The organism is Mucilaginibacter gossypii (genome assembly GCF_017569325.2).
Lineage (GTDB): Bacteria > Bacteroidota > Bacteroidia > Sphingobacteriales > Sphingobacteriaceae > Mucilaginibacter > Mucilaginibacter gossypii.
Window position 1 is genome coordinate 1,933,766 of record NZ_CP071878.2, and the last position, 25,512, is coordinate 1,959,277.

Here is a 25,512-nt window from a genome sequence, read left to right on the forward strand (position 1 = left end):
CATTAAGTGGGAGAAACCATTTTTAGTCGAAATTTGGCTCGACGATGTGTCGCAGGGTAAGGCTAATAGTCGATTTAATGTAGATACAGCTAACAATATCTCTGAACTGGCGAACGCGTGCCTTGCGTTCCCTCTATGAAAACAGCCATGGTGCCCTTTACGGGGAGGACGATCCGCAACTGGGCAGGTTTTAACGACATTAACCCGGCTGTTGATAAATTCGCCAGTTGGACTCCCTATAATTTCGAGTCTAACGATCTGGTGGAAATGAATAACCTCTTGGGGCTTTGGTTTAGGATGCTTCTCAAGATTTATCCACAGGTGTTATAATAATTATTTACGAAGAAGTGTTTGTTTTAAACCATAAATAATTATATTTGAAATACCTAACTTTTTATCAGATGATCTTTATCCCCATTGTAATATTTCGTCACTAAAGCCTTGTAAAGGACTGCAATCGTATTTATATCTAATATAATTTCCTTACATAGTATCAGGATACAACTGTGCCTTTAATAATATCATAAACACCTAGAACCTTAATTAATATTAATCATGAAACTTACTTACACAATTCTTTCCGCGCTTTTATTAATGACCATCAATAGTTATGCGCAAAACACATTTCCGGCAACCGGCAATGTTGGTATCGGCACAACAAGCCCAACCCTTGGCTTACTACATTTAAATGGCTCAGGAGCTGACTTTTTATCTATGAATCAAACAAATTCAGCTCAATATGTTCAACTAAATGCTTATAATAATGCCGGTTTCAGGATTGTTCAAAGAAGCAATGCCCCTTTGACGTTCTGGACTAATACGATAGAAAGAATGCGTATTGATCAAACAGGCAACGTAGGTATTGGCACAAAAACCCCGCAAACAAATCTTCATATCATAAGCCAAGGTACAGACATAGATGGGGATAATAGTCGGAATGCCTTAGGAGGAGGCCTGATAATACAGGGTAATACCGGTGGGCGATCAGCGGTTCAGGGAGCACAGTTGGAGTTTGTAATTCCGGCAAATACAGATGGTAGCAACGTCTGGGGGCAGGGGAGAATAATAACCGTAGCGGGCAATGCCAGTAATGCAAGCGCTGTAGGCAAAATGATCATTGGTACAAGACGGTCGTTCAATAAGTTAGGTACCGGTTCTCAATGGTATTATGGCAATGATCTGGTTATTGACGGGGTGGGAAATATTGGCGTTGGAACATTGACACCAGATCAAAAGCTGTCTGTAAATGGAACCATCCATTCCAAATCCGTATTGATCGATTTGAACGGATGGAGCGATTATGTTTTCAAAAAAGATTATAGGTTGCCATCATTGAGCGATGTTAAAGCTTACATTGACCAGAACCAGCATTTACCGGAAATTCCTTCAGAACAGGAGATTTTGAAAGCGGGACTGAATGTGGGCGAAATGAACAAGCTGCTGATGAAAAAAGTTGAAGAGCTTACTCTTTATCTAATCGAAAAAGACCAAATCATTAAAGAACAACAAAAGAAGTTGTTCGACCAGGAGGTAATAAATAAGGCTTCTGAAGTACGCTTGAAACGAATAGAGATGTTATTAGATTCATTAAAATAGCAGTTTAATAAATCTTAAAAACCGGGATACGTCTCATTATTTGATGAATTTGCTATCCCAACAAAAAAAAATCTGTGAATTTGAAACAGCTAATCAGAAAGGTAAATTGTATCCGGCATATAACCAATTCTTTTTCTATCTGTTGGTTGCGACTTTTTCTGTATAAGTTCATCCAGATATCCAAATATCAGCTCAAGGCTTTTATCCTGCCTTATCAATTTGCTTTTAATTTGTTCAATTTCCAATCGAAGCTTTTTTATCTGCCTCCACGTTTTGATGTCGCAATTTGCGACATCAAACTTTCAAACTCCGATTCATTTAATCTGAACATAAAATCTTCAGGGAACCTGTCCATGTTTCTGGTTACCTGTTCGTTCAGACGTCGTGTTTCTGCACCATAAAGTTCCGCGAGGTCGCTATCCAGCATTACTTTCTGATCCCTGATATAATAAATTTTAGTCATGATGATATCATCAGATACTGATTTTGTAATATTCATGTAGGTGTTGGTTATAAATGTGATGATTAACCATAGAGCCATAATTGGCTCTATGGTTATCGACTAGCTTGTCTTTTAATAAATCTGCCTTAATTTAGACATATCCTGGGCGACTTTCATATCAAGGATTTTCGCGTAGTGCTGGGTTGTTTTGATGTTCGTATGACCGAGCATCTTAGATACACTTTCGATAGAAACGCCATTTGCAAGTGTTACAGTCGTTGCAAAAGTATGGCGGGCTATGTGGTAAGTCAGTTCTTTATTTATGCTACAGGCATCGGCTATTTCCTTCAGATAGCTATTCATTTTCTGGTTGCTCAACACAGGAAGCAATAAACCTTGGTCTACGCATTGCGGATGATCTTCATATTTTTCCATTAATTCCATTGCCTGGGGAAGTAAAGGGATTCGGGTCGAAGTATCAGTTTTCTGACGACTGGTATAAACCCATTTCTGTCCGTCGATCCCGGTTACGATCTCCGAACGTTTTAATTTCTTAACATCCGCATAAGCTAAGCCTGTGTAGCAGCTGAAAAGAAAAATATCCCTTACCTGTGATACTCGGTCGCTGACAAGTTTCTTATTTGCCATCACCTCCAGTTCTTCAGCGTTTAAGAAGTCGCGTTTAACCTCTTTAACTTTCGGTTTGTATTTGATAAACGGATCTCTATCAAGCCATCCGTTGGCTATACAAATGAGTATTATCTTTTTAAAATTTTTGAGGTATTTGACAGTTGAGTTGTTATTGCAGCTCCTTTCCGAACGCAAATAAAAATCATAAGCCATGATAAACTCGTGGTCTATTGCCCGGATATCAATATCCGAGGAGTTGAACTTCCATCGCAGGAATGCTTGTGTATGTTTTAGGCTTGTTTCGTACCGATCAAGCGTCCCCTTTGCATATTCTTTGCCAATAAGGGCAGCAACCTGACGGTTATGTTCCTGGAATATCGGCACCAGCATTTTTCCGGGCGAGGGTTTGCCGCCGAGGAGCCTGTCTTTTAAGTTGGGAGCAGTGATCAGTAACTTACGTTCTATCATATCCCGATGGACATCATACACTTGGTGTTCTAATGTTTTCAGGTAAGCATTGATGCTTTTCGTTTCCTCATTGTTCCCGGTTAACTTCTGAGCGTTTGTATTCCATTTGTCGGGATTGACATAGCGTTTAGAGGAGACTTCGATGCGCACGCCATCGATAGTGATACGCAGGTAAACAGGGGCGAGGCCTTCGGCATTTGTTTTTGATCTCTTTACGTAAAAGAGGAGGTTAAAAGATTTGTTCATCGCTGAAGCTTTAAGTGAATAAAATTAGTTACATATCCTCCTGTAATCAAGATGTTTAATTACTAAACAGGCTCAATAACAGCAACTTATAAGCATTCCGGTGACCTGCGAAAGTACCATAAAAAAGGTCACCGGCAGGTCACTGGAGCAAAGCGATTTATTGGTTTATTTTGGTGTGGGCTAAAAACAGAAAACGCCGTAAATGATTTATTTACAGCGCTTTTGATCCTAATTGAATAATACTTGGCGGAGAGCTAGGGTTTTGAACCTATTGCGATTCCGCTTCACTGAGGCCGTTTTTGGCGCTTTTTGAACTTGAACGCTACGAATAGCGCATTTTTTCAATTTTTACCTTTGGCGGAGAGTTAGGGATTCGAACCCCAGGAACCTTTCACAGTTCAACAGTTTTCAAGACTGCCGCAATCGACCACTCTGCCAACTCTCCGGGCGCAAAAGTACAAATCTGAACCGAATTGCCAAATCTGAATTGGTACTTTAAGCACAGGCTAAGCAAATGTTATAACGCAGTGTCTGTTTATCAGGTTATTATAATTGAACTTTTTTTGCAATTAATCATTTTACGTTCAGAAATTCACCTCGATGTTCGTATAATCAAGTTTAATAATCCTGCAGATCATGTTCAAATCTTCTTATACTTTCAAATAGCATGGCGAATCCATCGGCCATTTGACGAAACAATCGCTCGTCAATGCTGTATTTAATTGAGCCGCGTAAACCATGAGTCTTTAAAATACCCATCCGTTTTAATTCGGCAATGTGCTTGGTTATTGTTTCCTGGTTAAATGGGATGCTATATAAACTTTCTTTGGGTACTAAATTGCCGTTAGCTATAATGATACGAACAATGGCAATCCTGACCGGCAACGCAAGGGCTTTGGCAAAATTAGCGAGTTCGTTATCGGTATTTGAAAATTTTAAGTTGAAATAAGGCATAACTTGTATACACGATTTTTAAATAAATTAATAATACAGCGTTAATCGCTGTAAATGCAGGTATTAAGAAAACATTGTAAAAGGTACTGGCAGGTGAGAAGCTGATAACTCAGATTTTCCAGGTACAGGTAATGGAAAAAATGTTAGCAGCGTAAAAAACCTTGTGAGACCGAAATCTGCTTTGAGTGTCATATTGTGATATGAGCCGGAACGGGCATAACTCACAGGTACGAATTAACCTGAATTGATCATTTAATGCAGTTAAGGTTTTGCCGAAAATGACACGGGGGCGGGATAAAAAGAGAACAGGTGCCGATTTGCTGTTATTTGCACTCGAAATAACCGGATCGTTTTGTTTTACCGTTCCGTTGTTAAGCGTTAAATATTTTCCTGTTTTAGCATGACCTGTAATTTTGGGGCATCGTGTAACATACAAACACGAAAAAAAGAAATATCCTATTGCTATAAATAAGCATAGTATTCTTTTACCAAATGTTTCTGTCCCCATGCATCATAATTTTCCAATTCAAATCTATGGGCCTAGTATTAATAGTATGTTGTTAAACGATTAAAATAATATTAAGTCAATTGATGTTTTAATTTGCAATTTTGTATATTTAGACATAAACCAAAATGCTTTAACCCTTATAAGTAAAATGATGTGTTTGCTATGGGCAGATATGTTAAAATATTATTCCCTTGTTTGATACTTTTAAGTACAGTTAATTTGTTTGCTCAAAATAACAGTAGGATTTGTTTTGCTTTTTATGATGGTACATTTAATGCCGATGCTTTAACTATTAGCGATACCACAAGCGGACTATCGGTAAATAACATAAAAAGCTTTTATATCAATGTTGATGCCGGTAATTATAAACCTCTACTTGATGCATTGTTGAGTTATAAACAAGATCACCAGCTTAATGACTGGCTGTATTACCAGCTCGTGCGTAAAACTGCCCAGCAGATAAGTCCTAAAGAAAAAAATTACAGTAGGTATACCTTGTATAAATGGTTCCTGATGGTTAAATCGGGCTATGATGCACGATTGGCGCTGGCCGGAAAAAAAATCATTTTTTATGTTTACAACAATGAAGATGTATTAGATATTCCTTCTTATACGGTTAATGATAAAAAGTACATGTGTCTTAACATTCATGATTACCCGGGTACCGATCTTACAATACAACCTGCTATTCCTGTTGATATCAATGTGCCCGGTGCAATAAACTCATTTTCATATAAGGTTACGAGCATGCCTGATTTTACGCCTGCGGACTATGTTGAAAAGGACCTGCAGTTTACCTATCGGCATAAGGCATACTATTTCAAGATTAAGCTTAACCCGCTGATTGATTCCATTTTCAGGAATTATCCGGTTGTCGATTTTGAATATTACTTCAATATTCCCCTAAGTAAAGAAACTTATGGATCGCTGATTCCTTTGCTAAAGAAAAATGTGGACGGCATGAGTCTCAAAAAAGGCGTTGATTACCTGATGCATTTTACGCGATATGCCTTTTTATATGAAAATGATGATATGAATTTTGGCCGGGAGAAACGGTTGAGCCCGGAAGAAACCCTGTTTGCCCAATACAGCGACTGCGACGATCGTGCCGCATTATTTTTTTACCTTGTTAAAGAAATATACAATTTGCCGATGATAGCGGTGTTATATCCAACTCATATAACTATGGCAGTGCAGTTTGATAAACCGATGGGTAAACCCTTGCTTTATAAAGGAAAAGCTTATTCCTTTTGTGAGCCTACGCCACAACTGCGTGATCTGAAGATAGGACAGGTATCTGCCTCGCTTAAACAGGTGCCTTATAAGGTTGTGTACGAATATAACCCATAAATTGAGCGGGCAGATTAGGGCTCCTGTTCCGCCTTGTTAATAGCACTGAGCATATTTTCAAACTCGGCTGTATACTTGTTCCAGGTTGGCCAGTTTACATCATACAACGATTTTTTACCATCAATTGCAACAGTAATCAGCTTGGCATCCATCAATTCTTTTAAATGATGGGATACCGTTGGCTGCGCTAAAGGGAGTATTTCAACTATTTCGCCGCAGGTAAAATGCTTGTGCTGTGCCAAAATGCGCATAATAGCGATTCTTGCAGGGTGCGACAGCGCCTTTGCTACCATTGATATGTCCTGATCTGTTGCGGCAAACTCAGTCTTTTTATGATTAGCCATGTTTAGATATGAGTTACAAATATATAATTCATATTTAAACATGAACAACTCTCGGCCTAAGCCTTCATCCAATCTTCATAAGGTTGCATATGCTGATATTGCTCAACTGTAAATACGCTTTAAAATGAGCAAGATAGAGTAAGAAGTATTAATTATAGGTTAATTCATGTTTTAATTAAAAACCTTTGCGATAAGTTTTTCGTAAAACGTAACTATTAATAAATATGGGATAACTATGCACTTGCGGGCTGTCTTTAAAACACCACGGAAATTTTTTTTACTGCTTTTGATAAATCTTTTCTTTTGTGCTAGCAACGCCCTCGCTTCCTATACTTTTGCCTGGGACGGCAGTTCATCAACGGATTGGAATACTACAGCAAATTGGACTATTTCCGGCTCGGGAAGTGGAACAGCCACTTACCCGGGGAGTGGGGGCAGAACCGATGACATTGTTCAGTTTGGGGTAACCGGATCAACGTATACCCATCAGCCGGTATTGGCTACAAGTGTAACAGTTGGTTCTATTACATTTGGAAGTATTCAATACATTTCCACTTACGTATTAAGCGGTACAACATTAACGGGAACCGTTTTAACCGTTAACGGCGCCACACTTACCGTAGCGGGAGATATTACCCAAAACTATAATTCAAGCACTTCAGGTACAAGCATTTTTAATGATATCAGAGGGACGGGAACTGTAACCTGCACCAACTTACAGTTTGGTAGCACTGCTTCTGTAACAACCTCATCCTTTTCGTTTTTAATCCTTGAAGCATCTGCTTTTACAGTTAGCAATAACGTTAATATTAATTTAAACGTTAGACAAATAAATGGCAGCGGTATCAGGCTTGAAGGAGGCACGATGACCATAAACGGACAGATCAATTTTACCAACCGGGGTGTGACGGCCAGAAATTCGGGTTACTTTACGGTCAATGCCCGTACATCGTATAAAGTAACAAACACGAATACGAATCCCACATTAGTATTGGCTAATACGAGTGCTATTGGTACATTGGTCACCCCGTATTCTTCAGCAAACTTTTATGGCGACCATAACCCGGGTGGTAAGGCAACGGTCAGGTATACCGGCTCAAATCCGTTAATTTATACTACAGCCACACTTGGGTTTGGGCCTGGTGGTGGGGTAGTTAACACTAACGCTTCAACTGATCCTATTTATGATAACCTGGTGATCCAGGGGACAGGGACAGCGGTTATAGGTGGATCTGCAAGTACGGGGCAGACGAGTTATCTTAACGTCGATTCTACGCTTACGACAAACTCAAACGTCTCCTTTTCAAACCCCACAAATACTGCCACTACTATAGGTGTAGCCGGATCAACAGCGGCCACGTGGACGAATAATTCGGCAGCAACCATTACCGGTGGTGCGGGATCAATTGATATAAACGGAACACTCAGCAATGCAGGTACCATGAATATGGGTACGGGTGCTTTAAATATCTCGCGTAATTACACAAATACAGGTACGTTCACGCCTAATCCATCCGCGCTGATATCATTTGACGGTACAACCCAAACGCTTACAGACGCAACTGCCACGGGAACAAATTTTTACAATGTTACCTTCACCACAGGCGGAACAAAAACAATGGCCTCAGGAAGTACATTTACCGTCGCGCCAACTTATACATTAAATGTTAACTCATCGTCAACGCTTGCGGTAGGCAATGTCACATCGACCACAACGGCGCTTACCATACTATCCACCGCTGCAGGCGATGCAAGTATCGGCAGTCTTTCAGCAGGCGCCATTACGGGCAGTATCAATGTTCAACGTTATGTGAAAGGTACATTGCGTCGCTATATGCTAATGTCATCGCCGGTACTTAATACAACATCAACATTTTTAACAACCGGTTCGCTTAGCACCTATAATCTTTTACCGCTTATCGCTACAACGTACATTACCGGTCCAGGTGGTACAACAAATGGATTTGATGATGCTACAGCTACCGGCAACAGCCCTTCGGTATTTGTTTATGATGAAAACGCACCGGTTACTTCGGATGTAAATCAGGTATTGAATAATGAATACAAGCCTTTTAGCTCAACAAGCCAGGGTTTGCCACCTGCAAACGGTTTTTTATACTATTTCAGAGGGAGCAGGAGTGTAGCAAACCCCTTTGTAAGGCCTTTTCCGGCAACAGATAATGCTACGCTAAACTTTTTTGGAACTGTTATTAAAGGTACGGGGGCCAGCAATGCAACATTAACGGCCAATATTGTGAATTTTCCATCTACACCGCCAACTTATTATACCGCTACCGCGGTGAGTGCCCCGGCTACCTTGTCTTATCACACGTCAACACCGACTGTTAAACAAGGTTTAAACCTTATTGGTAATCCATATGCCTCGGTAATAGATCTGCATACCCTTTACACTGTAAACACTACTAATAAATTTTATTATATGCTGGTAAAAGATGCCAGTACCGGAACCAATAGCTCGTCAACCAAATTCGCGTTGTATGATGCCAGTACCGGATCTATTGGCACAGGAGCAAGCCGCTACGCTTTATCAGGGCAGGGATTTTTTACCGTTGCAACCTCTGCTTCAGCTATTAAGTTTGATGAAACAATGAAGGTAGCATACTCAAATTATAGCGGAGCGCTTCCATCAACCCCTGTATTTAATGTTGTTGGCAGCCCTTCAAAAAACATTACGGCTTCATTTGCAGCAAGCCCGGCTACCAATAATGTTGAAAGCAGTATTCCTCGTCTAACTATGAACCTGGTACAAGACGCTATTGTTCATAACTCTACCGACATCAATTTTGATGAAAATGCTACCGACAAGTTTGTGCCCGGTGAAGATGCGCCCTACTATCGGCCATCGGGGCAGGGTGATTTGTTTTACTCGTTAAGCAGCGATTCGGTAGGGTGTTTTGCTAATTACACAGGTAACCTCGAAAAATTAAAACGTGTGAATCTCATCGTTACTTTCTCTAATTATGGTACTTATAAACTCACCTCACCTGTAAAAAAGAACATTGACGAAAGATATTCCATCTATCTGAAAGATAAATATACCAATGATTCACTCGATGTTGTAAATAACGCCGAGTACGCATTTAAGGTTGATGCAAATCCGGCAAGCTATGCTCATGACAGGTTTTATCTTAAAATTGGTATCGTACCGGGACACGATTATCGCTTGCTGAGCTTTAACGGTAAAAAAGTAGCCGAAGGAATATCCCTTAATTGGGAAACTGATAACGAAAGTAATTTTACCAAATTCGCTGTTCAAAAAAGTGCTGACGGGGGCAAAACGTTTTTGACTATAGATAGCCTGCAGTCAACAGCTACCGGTAAGTATAGCTACACTGACCAAACTCCAGGCAGTGGCCAGATCGTTTATAGGCTTAGCCAAAACCTGGTAACCGGCGAAACTAAATTATCTGATAATCTAAATTTTGAAATACGGCCGGGCCCCGGTGTAAGTAAATTCCTGGTATATCCAACTGTGGTTTCGGCCAGTACAGTAAATATAAAGTTAGAACAAACATCTTCAAAACCTGTTAGGATAAGTATAGTTAGCCCTTCGGGCGCTATTGTCAGAAAGCTATCGGCTACTGGTACTAATACCTTTCAGGAAAATGTTAATAGTTTAGGCCGGGGACTTTACATAGTAGTTGCAGTTAATGAAAGCACAGGAGACAGGATTGGGAGCGGAATGTTTTTTAAACAATAACAGTATGTACGTATTATCTATAATTACATCAAAATGGAAAACAGTATTAGCTGTTATTATAATCAATTTGCTTACAGTATCCTTGAGTTATGCAGATCCGGGAGATGGCCTTTGCGATGGTAATGATGGTGGACCTGATGGCTGCCCGCTTGATACCTGGGTATGGATATTAATTTTAGTTGCGTTATTTTTTACCGTGCGGCATTTAAGGTTGAATAACCAATCCAAAACTTCATCATAACTTCGGTTTAAATGATTTTTATTTACTGATAAAGTATATTTATCAGTAAATAAATTCACTCCCAGGTTAATGTTGAAGTTTTAAGCTCAATGGGTTAGGATAATTGTCGCTTTGGTCTTCAGCCACATTGTCAAGACATTTAAAATCTTTTTCAATAAGCAGGTACATCTGGTTGTTGTTGCTTTCGTAACCAACACGGTCGGTGCTTGCCCATTCAACGGCCATCGAGGCTGGCATATACATAATTATGGTATTATCGCTGAACCCGGCAGTTAAAAATTCAGTTGCAGAGCGTTGCAATGCATATTTAAATACTTGTGAACCAAAATTGGTGCTTTCTTCCAGATAGCCGTCCCTGTTAAAGTTTTGCACGTCTGTTTTGGTGAGGCGATAACGCAGTGAGTTTCCTTTTATCCTGATCTTCATTTCCTTAATTTTTAACGTTAACAACATCACCTATAATAATAATAGCGGGGTAAGTAAGCTGATTATCTGCCGCGATAGCTTCAAGGTCGCTTACTTTTCCTTTTGCAGATTTTTGTTGGGGCAATGAAGCATGTTGTATAATAGCTGCCGGTGTATCCCCTTTGCCAGCCTTTATATAGGCTGATGCTATTTCTGCCAGCTTTTTCATCCCCATATATATAACAACTGTTGCGTTACTGTGTATGGCGCAGGTTAAATCGGCAGATAGGCTGCCGTCTTTTTTGGTGCCGGTAACCATCCAAACGCTTTCGCTCACTTGTCGGTGGGTTAGGGGAATGTCTTCCAGCCCGGAGGCCTGCATGCTGGTTACACCCGGTATGTAATGTGTGGTGATACCATGTTCACGTGCATAAATGATTTCTTCAAACCCGCGGCCAAATATAAACGGATCGCCTCCCTTTAACCTTACCACGTTACCTTTAGTAAATGCGTAGTGTTTTATCAGTTCATGAATTGTTTCCTGCGGTGTATAATCACCATAAGGTTGCTTGCCAACGTATACCTTTTCACAATCATCCCGGCTTATCGCCAGTAACTCTTTGTTAGCCAGGTTGTCATATAATATCACATTTGCCTGCTGTAATACCTTAAATCCCTTGATAGTCATCAAATCTGGGTCTCCTGGACCTGCTCCAAGTACAAAAAGTTCAGGATTTTGTATTTGTTTTTGCATTTTATTAAATTAGTGATTAAAAAATAGACTTTTAAGCCTTTATATTTTAGTGATTTTGTTAAAATAGCAAAATCATTTTAAAAAATCTATTTAAATAATGATATAAATTATATTAATAGTACTAATTTATGAATTTAAACGTCAATAATCATGATTTATTTAACAAAAAATTGAAATTAAATTTTTATTTGATGCTTTTTTGAGTTATAATTGTAATATAAATGAAATCAAGGTCGCAGTTGATTCATTTTTAGTTTGAAAATTGCTTTAACATTTAAAAAATTTCGATATGTCAAAACCAACTATCATTGTTGTTGGCAACGGTATGGTAGGTTATAAGTTTTGCGAAAAACTTTTAGCCAGATCAACGCAGTTCCAAATAATTGTTTTTGGCGAAGAGCCGCGTCACGCTTATGACAGGGTGCATCTTAGTGAATATTTTAACGGCAAGACTGCTGATGATCTTTCGTTATCCACTTTATCGTGGTATTCAGATAATGGCATCGCGCTGCATTTGGATGACCCCATCCAGGAAATCAATCGCACCGAAAAAACAATCCACTCTTTAAAAGGCATTACACTTAAATATGATTACCTGGTTTTAGCAACCGGCTCATCGGCTTTTGTACCTGATATTCCGGGTATTGAAAAGGAAGGTGTGTTCGTGTATCGCACCATTGAAGACCTGGAGTTGATCAAGGCCTGCGCTGTTAATGCAAAATCAGGGGCTGTAATGGGTGGCGGCTTGCTGGGGCTGGAAGCTGCTAAGGCTTTAATAGATCTTGGCATTTCTGAAACGCATGTCATCGAATTTGCACCGCGCCTGATGCCGCGTCAGATAGACTCTGCAGGGAGTAATATGTTGCAAATGAAATTGAGCCAGCTGGGGTTGCATATTCACTTAAATAAAAGCACAGCCGCTATTACCGGCGATAAAAAAATACAGTCGTTAAAATTTAATGATGATAGCCAGCTTGCTGTAGATATGCTGGTTATTTCGGCCGGTATTCGCCCGCGCGATGAGCTGGCTAAATTGGCGGGTTTGCATGTAGGTACACGTGGCGGTATTGTGGTGAACGAAAAAATGCAAACCAGTGATGAATGTATTTATGCTATTGGTGAATGTGCTTTATACGAAGGTATGATATATGGCCTCGTTGCACCCGGCTATGAGATGGCTGATATTGTAGCAGCTCATTTAACTGAGGCTGATAAGAGTTTTTATGGCTATGATATGAGCACCAAACTAAAGTTGATTGGTGTTGATGTGGCCAGTTTTGGTGATGCCTTTATTACTGAACCTGATTGCCGTACCATTTTGTTTGAGGACACGCATAAGGGGATTTATAAGCGCATTAACATTACAAACGATGGCAAGAACCTTTTAGGTGGTATTTTAATCGGCGATGCAGATGCTTATAATATGCTGCTGCAAACCGTTAATAATAAAATAGTACTGCCGCCGGATCCTGAAGATCTGATATTAGGATCAAGGGGAGGTGAAGCTAATGCAGGGGCAGGTGTAATGAGCTTGCCTGATGGTGCGCTGATCTGCTCATGCGAGGCGGTTACCAAAGGTGCAATCTGTTCGGCTGTAAATGAGGGTGGTGTGACTGGTATTGATGGCATGAAAAAATGCACCAAGGCGGGTACAGGCTGCGGCGGTTGCGTACCATTGGTAAAAGATTTGATTGCCGGCACCATGAAGGCAAATGGTCAGTATATTAAAAATGTTATTTGTGAGCATTTTGATTACTCGCGCCAGGAATTGTTTGACCTTGTTAAAATAAACGGGCTGAAAAACTACGATCTGGTACTTGATCATTATGGCAAGGGCGATGGCTGTGAGGTTTGCAAGCCGGTTGTTGCCAGTATTTTATCCAGCTTATGGAATGATGTTATTGTAAAGCAGGAAGTAATACAGGATAGCAATGATCGTTTTTTAGCCAATATTCAAAAGGGAGGTACTTATTCTGTTGTGCCGCGTATTCCGGGTGGTGAAATTACGCCTGATAAATTGATCGTGATTGGCCAGGTTGCTAAAAGATACGGGTTGTATACTAAAATAACCGGAGGGCAACGCATTGATATGTTTGGTGCCCACCTGAGCGATCTTCCTTTAATTTGGGAAGAGCTTATTGATGCCGGTTTTGAAAGTGGGCATGCTTACGGCAAGGCACTCCGTACTGTAAAAAGCTGTGTAGGCAGTACCTGGTGCAGGTTTGGCTTGCATGATAGTGTAACTTTCGCCATCGAGGTGGAGGATAGATATAAGGGGATCCGCGCGCCGCATAAAATTAAAGGTGGTGTAAGCGGTTGTGTTAGGGAGTGTGCCGAAGCGCAATCAAAAGATTTTGGAATTATAGCCACAGAGAAAGGTTGGAATTTATATGTGTGTGGCAATGGTGGCTCAAAGCCTCAGCACGCCCAGTTGTTGGCTACAGATATTGATAAGGAGACTGTAGTTAAATATCTCGACAGGTTCCTGATGTTTTATATAAAAACAGCCGATCAGTTAACCCGGACAGCAACCTGGCTTAATAAGCTCGACGGTGGCATGAGCTATCTTAAAAATGTAATAGTAAATGACAGTCTTGGATTGGGCGAGCAGTTGGAAGAGGAAATGCAGACATTGGTAAACACTTACCATTGTGAGTGGAAAGAAGCTATAAATAACCCTTCAATGCGCAAGCGCTTCGCTCATTTTATAAATGCGCCTGATGAAAAAGATCCTCATGCTCAATTTGAGCCAATGCGTGAACAGGTTCGCGCTAAGGAATGGTAGGCTTTATTAGGAAATCCCGAGTTTTTAGTTCAAAGTTAGATTGATCATTATTAAAAAGAAAACACAATGGAAGCAACAATAGCAACCCAATGGATCATGGCCTGTTATGTTGATGATGTGCCCGAAAATGGCGGATCATGTATTAAGCACGGTGATGAACAGATAGCAATATTTAATTTTACACGTCGCAATGAATGGTATGCTACGCAAAATCTTTGTCCGCATAAGCAGCAAATGGCAATATCGCGTGGCATGATCGGCAGTGCCGGCGAAAGCTGCGAGCCAAAAGTAGCTTGTCCTTTTCATAAAAAAACATTTTCGCTGCTTACAGGTGAGTGTCTGGGTGAAGAGGAATTGGTGATAAAAACTTATCCGGTAAAAATAGCCGATGGAAAAGTTTTTGTCGGAGTTGATTAAATGTTAGTGTATTTAGGCGGAAAATAGAACGAAATTTACATTAAGCGCCGTTGCCGAAAGGGGTAATGGCGCTTTTTTTGTGTTTTTGTTTAAAATTTCGGTGTATTTAATACACCAAGGCATTGGTTAATAAAGTCATGTTCGTTTTTGCTGTCTTATTTTGAATTTATTTTTCGAATTTTTAGAGTTTAAAGCAAATTTAAATGGCGTTATATCGATGTATGTGATTTTTTATAGTGATTTTATTTTGTTTAAAGGGTTTTAATTTGGTTTTTGCGATGGTTTATTAATTTTTTATCTATTAATAAATTGTTAAAAATGCATTTCATCTGTTTTTGATCGTTTGTAATTTGAGTTTTTATCAAAAAATATAGTTTTTAATGATTTTAATCATAAAAATTAATTTTAAAAATCAATTATTTGTACGCAATCATTAAATAAGTTATATTTATCATAATTAAACAGATAAATAAATCAAAAAAGATTGAGCCTATGGTAAAAATCAAAAAATAATAAAAAAGCCCTGCCGGGAGGTCGCATTCCCAGACAGGGTTAAATAGTTTTTAATCGCTTTAACAAATAAAAAACCAATTCAAATGTACAAAAATGTATCTAATCAATACACTATTGGAAAAATTCTATTAATTATATCATGTTTCGTTTCTTATAATGCTTCTGCGCAGCTGTCTTTGACAGGGCAGATCAAAACAAGGGGCGAATTACGTGATGGTTATGGAACTTTAGAACCGGTAGGTAACAAAAACGCGGCCTTTGTGTCACAACGAACGCGGCTCACCTTTAATTACAAAAGCAGCAAGCTTATTTTCCAAACATCCGTACAGGATGTAAGGCTTTGGGGCCAGGATGCCTCAACTATTACTATCAACGATGGCAGCCGGCTAAGCCTTCACGAAGCCTGGGCCGAGCTGATCCTCTCCAACAAAAAAGACACTTCCTTTAAAAAATCACCTGTCGATTATTTCGCCATAAAAGCTGGTCGCCAGGAAATTAGCTATGACGATGAACGCTTGCTTGGTGCTACCGACTGGATTCAGCAGGCCCGCAGGCACGACGCCATCGTATTAAAACTTCTTCAATCAGGCTGGCAGGTTGACCTCGGCGCAGCATTCAATCAGAGTTCTGATGCTATTAATTATAACGGTACCTATTATACACCGGCCAATGTGCCCGCTACGGTAAAGGATAGCAAAGGTAATTTGGCTAATACCCCTGCCGGGCTTATCCCGCTGGTTAATGCATCGGGCGTTAGTGCCAAAAATGGCAATCTTTCATTTTTAAATCCTCCCGGTACTAATGGGCAAAACCAAAACTATAAAGCACTTGAATACCTCTACTTTGCTAAAAAATTTAATAAAACAAAGGTAACCGGCCTTTTCCTTGCCGATCAATTTGCCAAATACAAGCTCGATTCGGTAAAAAATGTATCAGGCGAAGATGTTGGTTATATATATGGCCGCCGGTTTAATCAACCAGGAGTTAATACCCGTTATACAACCGGGCTGCTTGTTAATCCCGTTTTCGGTAGCAAAGATGAATGGGCTGCTACCGCTGGATTTTATTACCAGGGAGGTCATGATCGCGACGGTGCTGAGTTAAGTGCTTACACTTATACCGGGTCTTTATCATACAAAAGCAGTAACATGGCTTACACAGCCGGATGGGATTACCTGTCAGGAAATGATGCGCTGTCCTCTTCAAAAACCAATCACAGGTTTGACCCATTGTATGGTACCCCGCATAAGTTCTGGGGCTATATGGACTATTTTTATGCAGGCACCGGATCCCCAACCGGCGGCTTGAGCAACCCTTACGTTAAAATTAAATATCTTTCAGATAATAAGCGTTTTAGCGTTGATTTGGCTAATCATTACTTTCTGTTGGCTAAAGATCAGAAAGGAACAAACGGGCAACCTATCGACGAATATTTGGGTACTGAATTTGACCTCACCAACAGCTATAAACTTAACAAATTCACCGCTGTGGATCTGGGCTTATCCTACATGGCAGCAACTCACAGCATGGAGTATGCTAAAGGTTTAACGCCGGATAGCAGCAAACTGCACCCGTTTTGGGCGTACCTGCAGCTTAATATCAAACCTGAGTTTTTGAATAAGTAATGTAGGCTAAAAACCGAAAGCGAGAAATGTTAAAAAATCAAAGTACAAACAAACAGCTTTTAGCCTTAGGCTTTGAGCTTTAAGCTTAAAAAAATGGAAAAACAACTTACCAAACTCAACATATTTTCATTGAAGGGTGTACAAATGCGCACCTTTCACATTACCTGGCTCATGTTTTTTGTTTGCTTTTTTGGCTGGTTCGGCCTGGCTCCGTTAATGCCAACCATCCGTGCCGAATTACATTTGAGTAAAGGACAAGTGGGTAACACCATCATTGCATCTGTAGCTGCAACAATTATTGCCCGCCTTATTATAGGTAAACTTTGTGATACCTGGGGGCCGCGCAAAACAGCCGTTAGGTTATTAATAATAGGGTCATTGCCTGTTTTTCTGGTAGGTCTGGCGCATGATTACACGTCTTTCTTATTGTTTCGGTTGGCAATCGGTGTAATAGGTTCATCGTTTGTAATTACCCAGTTCCACACTTCTATGATGTTTGCGCCTAATATAAAAGGTACAGCCAACGCGGTAACCGGTGGTTGGGGTAACCTTGGCGGTGGTGTAACCAATATGGTGATGCCTTTAATATTTGCTGCTATAGTGGGGGCCGGTTTTACCAAGGCCGAAGCTTGGAGGTATGCCATGATAGTTCCGGGTGTAATGATGCTGATAATAGCATTCGTATACTGGAAATTTACCAAAGACACGCCTAACGGTAACTATGATGAAGTAGGTTATGCCAAAACCAACCCATCAAAAACCGATTGGTCGATATTGGCCGACTGGCGTGTTTGGGCACTTACACTGGCCTATGCGATGTGTTTTGGTATGGAGATCACTTTTGATAATGTAGCTTCTCTGCATTTTGTAGATACTTTTCATTTGTCGCAAAGTTCGGCCGGTTTCTGGGCAGGTATTTTTGGCTTCATGAACATTTTTGCCCGTGCATTAGGCGGCATTGTATCTGACAAAGTTGGTGGCAAATTCGGAATGCGGGGCAAGGGCTTATTGCTTGCCGGCGTACTGCTGCTGGAAGGCATTGGTCTTGTTCTGTTTGCAAATTCGGGCAACCTTACAATGGCTATTATTTCCATGCTCTCGTTTGCACTGTTCCTCAAAATGTCAAATGGTGCTACTTATGGTATAGTTCCGTTTATCAATAGTAAAAATGTTGGGATGGTAAGCGGTATAGTGGGTGCAGGCGGTAACCTTGGGGGGATGTTGTTTGGGTTTCTTTTCAAATCCGAACATATCACTTATATACAGGCATTTACTTACATCGGTATAACTGTTATGGTGATTTCCGTGATTGTGCTGATCACCCGTTTTCAAAAACAGGCTGAAGCTCAACCAGCAGATGAACCAGCTTTAGCTTTAGGAGCTTAAAGCCCGGGCAAAAAAACTTTAAGCAGAAAGCCATTAACGCTTTCTGCTTAAAATACATAATAAATAGTAATAAATAAAAGAGCTTTTGGCTTTCAGCCTTAAGCTTTTAGCTTAAAAGAAATGTTGAACAAACGCCCTCAAAATACATTTAAAAGTACTTGCTGCTACTGCGGAGTAGGATGCGGCGTGGTAATTAATAAAGAAAAAAATGGCAGTATAACGCTTGAGGGCGATAAGGACTATCCTGTAAATAAAGGCATGTTGTGCAGTAAAGGGCTTAACCTGCATTACACAGCTAATGATAAAACCGACAGGCTGCTGTACCCTCAAATGCGTTATAACAAAAGCATGCCCCTGCAAAGGGTAAGCTGGGACGACGCATTGGAGCGCACAGCAGCCATTTTTAAAACGTTCATTGATAAATACGGGCCGGATTCGGTTGCATTTTATGCCTCAGGCCAGTGCCTTACTGAAGAATATTATGTTGTCAATAAGTTAATTAAAGGTTTTATTGGCAGTAATAATATAGATACTAATTCGCGCTTGTGTATGAGCAGCGCGGTTGCCGCGTATAAAATTGCTTTAGGCGAGGATACTGTACCTGTTTGTTATGACGATATTGAACTGGCCGATTGCTTTTATGTTACCGGAGCTAACCCAGCCTGGTGCCATCCTATTTTATGGCGAAGGGTTGAAGCGCATAAAGCCGCAAATCCCGAGGTAAAGATCATCGTAGTTGACCCCCGGGTTACGGATACCTGCAGCAATGCCGATCTGCACCTGCAGTTAAACCCGGGTACCGATATCACCCTTAACCACGCTATTGGCAGGGTATTGATAGAGAACGGGGATATCGATATTGATTTTGTAAACAATCATGCTGATGGTTTTGAGCAGTACAGCAAATTGGTATTTGAACGTACCCTTGCTGAATCATCTGCAATTTGCGGTGTAAGTGAAAACGACATCCGGCTTGCTGCCAGTTATATTGGCGATGCAAAAGGTTTTATAACGATGTGGACAATGGGGCTAAATCAAAGCGCTGTTGGGGTAAATAAAAATTTAAGCCTCCTGAATCTTAATTTGATAACAGGCCATATTGGTAAGCCGGGATCTGGCCCATTATCGCTAACGGGGCAACCAAATGCTATGGGCGGGCGCGAAGTGGGAGGGCTTGCTAATCTTTTACCGGCGCATCGTATTTTAACTAACCCGGCTGACAGGGCGGAGGTGCAGAAGTTTTGGGGAGGTACAGAGATAGCCGCAAAACCTGGTCTTACCGCAACGGAGATGTTTGAGGCATTAAATGATGGCCGCCTTAAAGCCATCTGGATCATGTGTACCAACCCCTTAACCAGCTTGCCAAACGTACGCCTTGCCGAAGCGGCTTTGAAAAAAGCAAAGTTTGTAGTGGTTCAGGAGATTAGTAATAAGCCCGAAACATTGGCTTATGCCGATGTGATCCTCCCTGCAGCAGCCTGGGCCGAAAAGGAGGGTACTATGACCAATTCTGAAAGGCGGATCAGTTATTTGAGTAAAGTACTTGACCCCCCAGGCGAGGCTATGCCGGATAGCGAGATCATTTGCCGTTTTGCTCAAAAAATGGGGTATAAAGGCTTCGACTTCAAAAATGCCGCACAAATTTATACCGAGCATGCTAAGCTAACAGGGAAAACCAATATTGATATCAGCGGGCTCACGCACGAAACCATCATACAACAACGATCAATACAATGGCCTTATAAAAAACGTAATGCGATACCAGGGACACCTCGCTTGTTTACCGACAAGCAATTTTATACCGAAACACGTAACGCTAAGATAAGCGCGGTACCGGATGCGCATACCAGCGAGGTTCCTGACGGCGACTATCCTTTTATTCTCACTACCGGCCGTATCCGCGATCAATGGCATACCATGAGCAAAACCGGTAAGGTGAATAAGCTTAATCAGCATATTAAAGAGTCATTTATCGAAATCAATCCTGTTGATGCTGAAGCATTGGAGATCAGGGAAGGCGATGTTACTATTATTACATCCCGAAGGGGTGAAGTGAGGGTAAAAGCCCGGATTACCGAACAGATAAAACAGGGTGTTGTTTTTGTGCCGATGCATTGGGGCAAGATACTGAACAATGATCTCCACCGCATTAACAATGTTACTAATGACGCACTTGATCCGATATCAAAAGAGCCGGATTTTAAGTATTGCGCAGTAAAGATTCAAAAGTATAAAAAGCCTTTTCAAAGAATTGTGGTTGTTGGCGCCGGTGCCGGTGCGCACGGCTTCGTGCGGTCATACCGGGAGTTGAACAAAAATGATGAGATCATCATTTTTAGCAAAGAAGATCATCCTTTTTACAACCGCGTTATGCTGCCAGATTATATCAGCGGCGAGCAACGCTGGGAGCAACTGGTAAAAATGACGGATGAGGAAGAACCCGAACTTAAAATAAGGTTATTACGTGGCGTAAGTGTCGAGAAAATAGACCGTGTTAACAAATATGTGTTGGATAGTCGGGGCGTAAAAACTTATTACGATGTATTGCTGTTGGCCACCGGCAGCCGGGCAGCAATTCCTAAAAACGTTCCATCGTTGCCGGGTATCTTCAGTATGCGCAGCCGTAACGATGCTGACAACTTTAAAAAGCATGTACCTAAAAACGGACATGTGGTTATTGTTGGTGGCGGCCTGTTGGGTTTGGAGATGGCGGCTTCCCTACGTGAAATAGGGATTACGATTACCATTATTCAGCGTACATCAAGATTTTTAAACCGCCAATTGGACGAGTTAGGCAGCAGGCTCTTGCATGAAGAAATGGTTGACCAGGGCTGCGACATCTTTTATGACGACGAAGTGCAATTGTTTTATGGCCGCAGCAAGCTTACCGGTATAGGTTTAAAAAGCGGTCGAAAAATTGACTGCGATGCAATGATTCTTGCCATTGGTACTATGCCAAATCTTGAAATAGCAAAAGATTGCGGCCTTGAAATTAAGCGCGGCGTAATTGTAAACGAACGTTTGCTTACCAGCGATCCAAACATATATGCCATTGGCGAAATAGCAGAGTTTAACGGCACATTATACGGTATAACTGCCGCTGCAGAACAGCAAGCTGCTGTGGTTGCAGGGTATATGAATGGCGACATTGCCAGTTACTATAAGGGAAGCCTGTTTATGAATATCATCAAAATTCATGGTTTTGATCTGTGCAGTATAGGTTTATCTGATTGCCCGAATGAAAAAGACTATGAAGAAATTGTGTTTATAGATAAGGCAAAGCGTTATTATAAAAAATGCATTATTCACCAGGACAGGCTGGTGGGCACCATTTTGATTGGGGATAAAGGCGAGTTCCAGGAATTCAGAGAGCTGATAGCAAACAAAACCGAGCTCAGCGACAAGCGCCTTAAACTGCTCCGCAGCGGTAAAACGGCCGAACCTGTTTTAGGTAAATTGGTTTGTAGTTGTAATAATGTGGGTGCCGATAATATCCGTAATAAAGTAGCCGGCGGCTGTACGCAACTGGCCGATGTTTGCAGCCAAACCGGAGCCGGAACGGGCTGCGGATCATGCAGGCCCGAAGTAAAACGCCTGTTGGAAGAAGTACTTGAGCAACAATTATTAAAAGCTTAAACCAATGGATAATAAGCAACTAATTAAGATTAATTTGCCGGGAGGTATAGCATCTGCCGGTGATTTTTACGAGATGCTCATCATCGCGCAAAATGCTGGTGCAAAACAGGTCCGTTTTGGGAACCGGCAGCAATTGTATTTTGAAATTGAAGAAGCACGGCTGGAGGATCTGGAATTTGATATGCTTAGTGCCGGTATTGACCATGAAGTTAACCAGGATACTTATCCCAACATCACCAGTTCGTACATAGCTGATGGTATTTTTAACCAGGAGAACTGGCTCAAAGAAGGTGTTTACAAAGACATTTTCGATCTGTTTGATTATCAGCCCGAACTGAAAATAAACCTGGTTGATAGCAATCAAACTTTTGCTTCGTTTTTTACCGGTAACCTTAATTTTATTTCTTCGCCGGTAAGTAATTACTGGTACTTGTATATCAGGTTTCCTAAAACTAATATCCTGTATTGCTGGCCTGTATTGGTTTATTCGGATGATATTCCCGCCATTGGCAAGGCAATACAACAGGTAATATTTGCCAACAAAAAACTGTTTTACGATCAGGTTGAAATCAATCCCGATAAGCTTTATCAATTAGTTACTGCCGGTTACCAATTTGTAATCCAGGAAATTGATCAACCGCTTATTATTCCCGAATTTCAACTACCCTATTATGAAGGTTTTAACAAACAGGGTAATAAATATTGGCTGGGTATTTACAGGCGCCACGAGCTTTTTGATATTGAGTTTTTAAAAGAGATCTGTAACCTGTGCATGCAAACCCGGGTTGGACAATTGTATTTTAGCCCATGGAAATCTCTGCTTATAAAAAATATCGAGGCAAAGCACAGGCCGTTATGGGGTAACCTGCTTAATAAATACCGGGTAAACATCAGGCATGCTTCAAATGAGCTTAACTGGCAGGTTGAAGACCTTTGCAATCCCTGCCTCGAGCTTAAGCAGCAATTGGTAAGCGAATTTGAAGAGGCAGATTTGCGAACATATGGACTTAGCTTTGCCATAAAGCGGTCGCCTAAATCGGGGATTTATGGCTCAATTATGATCCGCGCGCGGATGCCCGATGAATTTGAAATTGTGCATACCCGCGATTTTAACCACAATACCCGCGAATTTGTGATTTACAAACAAGGTGTTGCCAAAGCAGATTTAAGCAGGCACCTGACAGCGCTTTGCGATATGTTTTATGAACAACAAATCAATAACCTATCACCATTGCCGGTAAGCAAAACCAATACTGAAATTAAATCACCCAATCAAAAAACAGTTCATCAATGTAAAAGCTGCTTCACTATTTATGACGAGTTGTATGGAGATATCTTTAATAATATAGAACCTGGAATGCCTTTTGAAAATTTAAGCGACTATGAATGCCCAACCTGCGGCGCCGAAAAGGAAAACTTTGCAGAACTGATGTATCAAGCCGATTAATCGTTTTTAAATAAATTAATTAAAAAAAATCGGCCTGTTTGCTTATTGTAAACAGGCCGATTTTTTTAATAATATACCTTCGGTAATTTATTTTGCCGGAGTAATGATAATGTTTCTGTAATCGATAGGTCCGTGATCCCCCTGAATCAGCAGCGGCCCTGGTTCGCCTTCTTTACTGTCGATAGCCCCGCCGGTAATGCCCGGAATCTCCTGCTGGCATATCACCATGGTGCCATTGGCTACGATGGTAACTAAACGCCCTACCAGTGTAATATCATATGATTGCCATTCCCCGGCATTTTTTGCCATCATTTTATTAGGCGGCAGGAAACCGTAAATAGCGCTAAACTGGTTATTGATAGGTTCAGGCTCACCGGTTTTAGTGTCGATAACCTGTACCTCATAGCGCCCTCTCAGATAAACGCCGCTGTTGCTGCCTTTTTGATAGCGAAATTCGATGTGTAATTTAAAATCGCTGAATTTTTGATCGGTAATAAGGTTTGCGCCGGAGTGCTTGCTTCTCAATATGCCCGATTCTACTACCCATTGGTTTTTGCCGTCAGTATGCCAGCCTTTGGTGTCTTTACCGTTGAACAGTTTAACAGGTTTGCCCCAAACAGGTGCCTTTGCCCTTGTCATTGATGGAGCTCTGACACCTGTAAAATGATAAGTAACCCCATCTGAATATACCATTGTTCCGGTTAATTCTTCACCCTTAACCTCAAATTCAAAATCCATGTTCCGGTTTCCCTCTTCCCATTGCAGCGGGATAGAAAAGCTGTATTTGCCGTCATGTGGTTTTACTTCTGATATTGGTCGCGCACTTCCGAAAGCATAGGTAAAACGGCCAATCAGGGTATGTGTGCCTGATTTTTGAACTTCCAGCCAGGAAGGAAGGCTTTTGCCACCTTTATCAATAGTTATATCCCATCGGCCGATAACGGCAGGATCCTTTGCCTGTTGAGCTTTGGCTCCCGAAATTATTAAAAGCAGCAATCCCGCGATAAGCTGTATGCGGATGAATCTGCTATTTGAGTTCTTTTTAATAGTAGTTTGGTTTCTCATAATTTTTAAATCTACAAACTATCATTCAATATTTTATTACACGGTTAGTTTTTTGTAACAACCATACAGCGATCATTTTCTTAAAGTTTAGTTAACATTAGTAATGTAGGTTTGTAATATCAAATGATGGAAAATGCCGATACTATTTTTGCTTTCACGAATCAGGGAGAACGATCATTCGGCTTTTGATCTGCTGTTTGAGCGTCACCTTTAACAGCATTAAACATAGTAAGGTTTGGGGCTGGATTACCCGCAACAACTACTGCCGACCAGGCATCATTGCGCGCTAAGCGAGTGGTACCTTGCCAAAACAGCGCTTTATGGACACCTTTTACACTCAACAAACGATTGGCAAAGATTAAGAAACCAACTATCCTGAAAAGGTGGTTGGTTTCATGTTTGTGAGATTATGGATTATTCTTTATCCATTTTTTCAAGCAATGCCAGGATCCTGTCAAGCTTGTCTACTTCAATGGCGTTTAAGCGCAGTTGCAATTCTTCAATTTCTTTTTTTGCTTCCACATTGGTTCGGAAGTCTTCATTGGCCTGGGCGCGGTCACGTTCATTTTGGCGGTTCTGTGCCATCATGATAATCGGGGCTGCATATGCCGCTTGGGTTGAAAACAACAAGTTTAATAAAATGTATGGGTAGGGGTCCCAATGACCAATAAAGGCCACTACGTTTAGCGCCATCCACAACGCAACAATTAAGGTTTGAATGATGATGAACCGCCATGAACCCATGCCGGCCGCTACAGAGTCGGCCAATCGCTGCCCAAAGTTCATAGAATCGATATGCCTTTGATACCAGTTTTTTTTATTGTTTGCCATTTTTTAGGAATTAAGCTTTGGGTAATAAATATATAAATTTAATTGCTGTGGCTGCTTATTGGGCTGAAGTCCTTAGGGTATGAGCAAGAAATTCATTTTGATTCGAATACTGCGTTAATCAAATATTTCTACCCATAGCCTTCAAATC

18 protein-coding genes and 1 tRNA gene are annotated in these 25,512 nt (G+C 40.9%); 10 read left to right on the top strand and 9 right to left on the bottom strand.

The features are described from left to right. Positions 1–555: 555 nt before the first annotated feature. A complete protein-coding gene (locus J3L18_RS08165) occupies positions 556–1,596 on the top strand; it encodes a hypothetical protein (protein ID WP_129570110.1) in 1,041 nt (346 codons plus the stop codon). Positions 1,597–1,852: 256 nt separating this feature from the next. On the opposite strand, the gene J3L18_RS08170 is transcribed toward J3L18_RS08165, so the two are convergent. The 4 genes from J3L18_RS08170 to J3L18_RS08185 form a co-directional block, all read right to left on the bottom strand. Beyond that, positions 1,853–2,095 (bottom strand): ORF6N domain-containing protein, encoded by a 243-nt coding sequence (locus J3L18_RS08170; RefSeq protein WP_223266195.1) that lies wholly within the window; start codon positions 2,093–2,095, stop codon positions 1,853–1,855. 75 nt (positions 2,096–2,170) lie between these two features. Beyond that, positions 2,171–3,382 (bottom strand): site-specific integrase, encoded by a 1,212-nt coding sequence (locus tag J3L18_RS08175; protein WP_129570111.1) that lies wholly within the window; start codon positions 3,380–3,382, stop codon positions 2,171–2,173. 355 nt (positions 3,383–3,737) lie between these two features. After that, positions 3,738–3,827: transfer RNA gene (locus tag J3L18_RS08180), tRNA-Ser, on the bottom strand. 173 nt (positions 3,828–4,000) lie between these two features. After that, positions 4,001–4,336: a hypothetical protein gene (locus tag J3L18_RS08185; RefSeq protein ID WP_091170798.1), complete on the bottom strand. Its 336-nt coding sequence runs from the start codon at positions 4,334–4,336 to the stop codon at positions 4,001–4,003. Positions 4,337–5,039: 703 nt separating this feature from the next. Here J3L18_RS08185 and J3L18_RS08190 point away from each other — a divergent pair. Next, positions 5,040–6,194 (top strand): hypothetical protein, encoded by a 1,155-nt coding sequence (locus J3L18_RS08190; protein ID WP_311085755.1) that lies wholly within the window; start codon positions 5,040–5,042, stop codon positions 6,192–6,194. Between the two features lie 14 nt (positions 6,195–6,208). On the opposite strand, the gene J3L18_RS08195 is transcribed toward J3L18_RS08190, so the two are convergent. After that, positions 6,209–6,538, bottom strand: coding sequence for an ArsR/SmtB family transcription factor (locus J3L18_RS08195; protein WP_129570113.1), 330 nt, complete (start codon positions 6,536–6,538; stop codon positions 6,209–6,211). A 286-nt stretch (positions 6,539–6,824) separates the two neighbouring features. Here J3L18_RS08195 and J3L18_RS08200 point away from each other — a divergent pair, with 286 nt between their 5' ends. Both J3L18_RS08200 and J3L18_RS08205 read left to right on the top strand, forming a co-directional pair. Beyond that, complete coding sequence (locus J3L18_RS08200) at positions 6,825–10,259, top strand: beta strand repeat-containing protein (protein WP_129570114.1); 3,435 nt, start codon at positions 6,825–6,827, stop codon at positions 10,257–10,259. Between the two features lie 4 nt (positions 10,260–10,263). Then, positions 10,264–10,500, top strand: coding sequence for a hypothetical protein (locus J3L18_RS08205; RefSeq protein WP_112652375.1), 237 nt, complete (start codon positions 10,264–10,266; stop codon positions 10,498–10,500). Positions 10,501–10,566: 66 nt separating this feature from the next. Here the strand turns inward: J3L18_RS08205 and J3L18_RS08210 are convergent, their stop codons facing one another. Further along, complete coding sequence (locus J3L18_RS08210; RefSeq protein ID WP_129570115.1) at positions 10,567–10,926, bottom strand: DUF7009 family protein; 360 nt, start codon at positions 10,924–10,926, stop codon at positions 10,567–10,569. 4 nt (positions 10,927–10,930) lie between these two features. Continuing rightward, entirely contained in the window at positions 10,931–11,659 is a 729-nt protein-coding gene (cobA, locus tag J3L18_RS08215) for a uroporphyrinogen-III C-methyltransferase (RefSeq protein ID WP_129570116.1), read from the bottom strand. A 289-nt stretch (positions 11,660–11,948) separates the two neighbouring features. Between cobA and nirB the strand changes: the two genes are divergently transcribed. From nirB to J3L18_RS08245, 6 genes are all read left to right on the top strand, one after another. Then, positions 11,949–14,444, top strand: coding sequence for a nitrite reductase large subunit NirB (nirB, locus tag J3L18_RS08220; protein WP_129570117.1), 2,496 nt, complete (start codon positions 11,949–11,951; stop codon positions 14,442–14,444). A 66-nt stretch (positions 14,445–14,510) separates the two neighbouring features. Then, entirely contained in the window at positions 14,511–14,861 is a 351-nt protein-coding gene (gene nirD, locus J3L18_RS08225; protein WP_090525796.1) for a nitrite reductase small subunit NirD, read from the top strand. A gap of 596 nt (positions 14,862–15,457) precedes the next feature. After that, complete coding sequence (locus J3L18_RS08230) at positions 15,458–16,999, top strand: alginate export family protein (protein WP_129570118.1); 1,542 nt, start codon at positions 15,458–15,460, stop codon at positions 16,997–16,999. A 93-nt stretch (positions 17,000–17,092) separates the two neighbouring features. After that, on the top strand, positions 17,093–18,385 hold the full coding sequence (locus J3L18_RS08235) for an MFS transporter (protein WP_129570119.1): 1,293 nt from the start codon (positions 17,093–17,095) through the stop codon (positions 18,383–18,385). A 120-nt stretch (positions 18,386–18,505) separates the two neighbouring features. Continuing rightward, positions 18,506–22,021, top strand: a complete 3,516-nt coding sequence (locus J3L18_RS08240; RefSeq protein ID WP_129570120.1) for a nitrate reductase — start codon at positions 18,506–18,508, stop codon at positions 22,019–22,021. A 4-nt stretch (positions 22,022–22,025) separates the two neighbouring features. Further along, complete coding sequence (locus tag J3L18_RS08245; protein WP_223266196.1) at positions 22,026–23,468, top strand: rubredoxin; 1,443 nt, start codon at positions 22,026–22,028, stop codon at positions 23,466–23,468. Positions 23,469–23,555: 87 nt separating this feature from the next. Here J3L18_RS08245 and J3L18_RS08250 read toward each other — a convergent pair whose 3' ends face one another. Both J3L18_RS08250 and J3L18_RS08255 read right to left on the bottom strand, forming a co-directional pair. Further along, on the bottom strand, positions 23,556–24,533 hold the full coding sequence (locus J3L18_RS08250) for a 3-keto-disaccharide hydrolase (RefSeq protein ID WP_129570121.1): 978 nt from the start codon (positions 24,531–24,533) through the stop codon (positions 23,556–23,558). Positions 24,534–24,947: 414 nt separating this feature from the next. Then, positions 24,948–25,364: a DUF1003 domain-containing protein gene (locus J3L18_RS08255; RefSeq protein WP_091170840.1), complete on the bottom strand. Its 417-nt coding sequence runs from the start codon at positions 25,362–25,364 to the stop codon at positions 24,948–24,950. Positions 25,365–25,512 lie beyond the last annotated feature (148 nt).

Excerpts from the sequence above, each read along its gene's own strand:
- J3L18_RS08165 (WP_129570110.1), top strand. The coding sequence starts at position 556 with ATGAAACTTACTTACACAATTCTTTCCGCGCTTTTATTAATGACCATC.
- J3L18_RS08170 (WP_223266195.1), bottom strand. The coding sequence starts at position 2,095 with ATGAATATTACAAAATCAGTATCTGATGATATCATCATGACTAAAATT.
- J3L18_RS08175 (WP_129570111.1), bottom strand. The coding sequence starts at position 3,382 with ATGAACAAATCTTTTAACCTCCTCTTTTACGTAAAGAGATCAAAAACA.
- J3L18_RS08185 (WP_091170798.1), bottom strand. The coding sequence starts at position 4,336 with ATGCCTTATTTCAACTTAAAATTTTCAAATACCGATAACGAACTCGCT.
- J3L18_RS08195 (WP_129570113.1), bottom strand. The coding sequence starts at position 6,538 with ATGGCTAATCATAAAAAGACTGAGTTTGCCGCAACAGATCAGGACATA.
- J3L18_RS08205 (WP_112652375.1), top strand. The coding sequence starts at position 10,264 with ATGTACGTATTATCTATAATTACATCAAAATGGAAAACAGTATTAGCT.
- J3L18_RS08210 (WP_129570115.1), bottom strand. The coding sequence starts at position 10,926 with ATGAAGATCAGGATAAAAGGAAACTCACTGCGTTATCGCCTCACCAAA.
- cobA (WP_129570116.1), bottom strand. The coding sequence starts at position 11,659 with ATGCAAAAACAAATACAAAATCCTGAACTTTTTGTACTTGGAGCAGGT.
- nirB (WP_129570117.1), top strand. The coding sequence starts at position 11,949 with ATGTCAAAACCAACTATCATTGTTGTTGGCAACGGTATGGTAGGTTAT.
- nirD (WP_090525796.1), top strand. The coding sequence starts at position 14,511 with ATGGAAGCAACAATAGCAACCCAATGGATCATGGCCTGTTATGTTGAT.
- J3L18_RS08230 (WP_129570118.1), top strand. The coding sequence starts at position 15,458 with ATGTACAAAAATGTATCTAATCAATACACTATTGGAAAAATTCTATTA.
- J3L18_RS08235 (WP_129570119.1), top strand. The coding sequence starts at position 17,093 with ATGGAAAAACAACTTACCAAACTCAACATATTTTCATTGAAGGGTGTA.
- J3L18_RS08240 (WP_129570120.1), top strand. The coding sequence starts at position 18,506 with ATGTTGAACAAACGCCCTCAAAATACATTTAAAAGTACTTGCTGCTAC.
- J3L18_RS08245 (WP_223266196.1), top strand. The coding sequence starts at position 22,026 with ATGGATAATAAGCAACTAATTAAGATTAATTTGCCGGGAGGTATAGCA.
- J3L18_RS08250 (WP_129570121.1), bottom strand. The coding sequence starts at position 24,533 with ATGAGAAACCAAACTACTATTAAAAAGAACTCAAATAGCAGATTCATC.
- J3L18_RS08255 (WP_091170840.1), bottom strand. The coding sequence starts at position 25,364 with ATGGCAAACAATAAAAAAAACTGGTATCAAAGGCATATCGATTCTATG.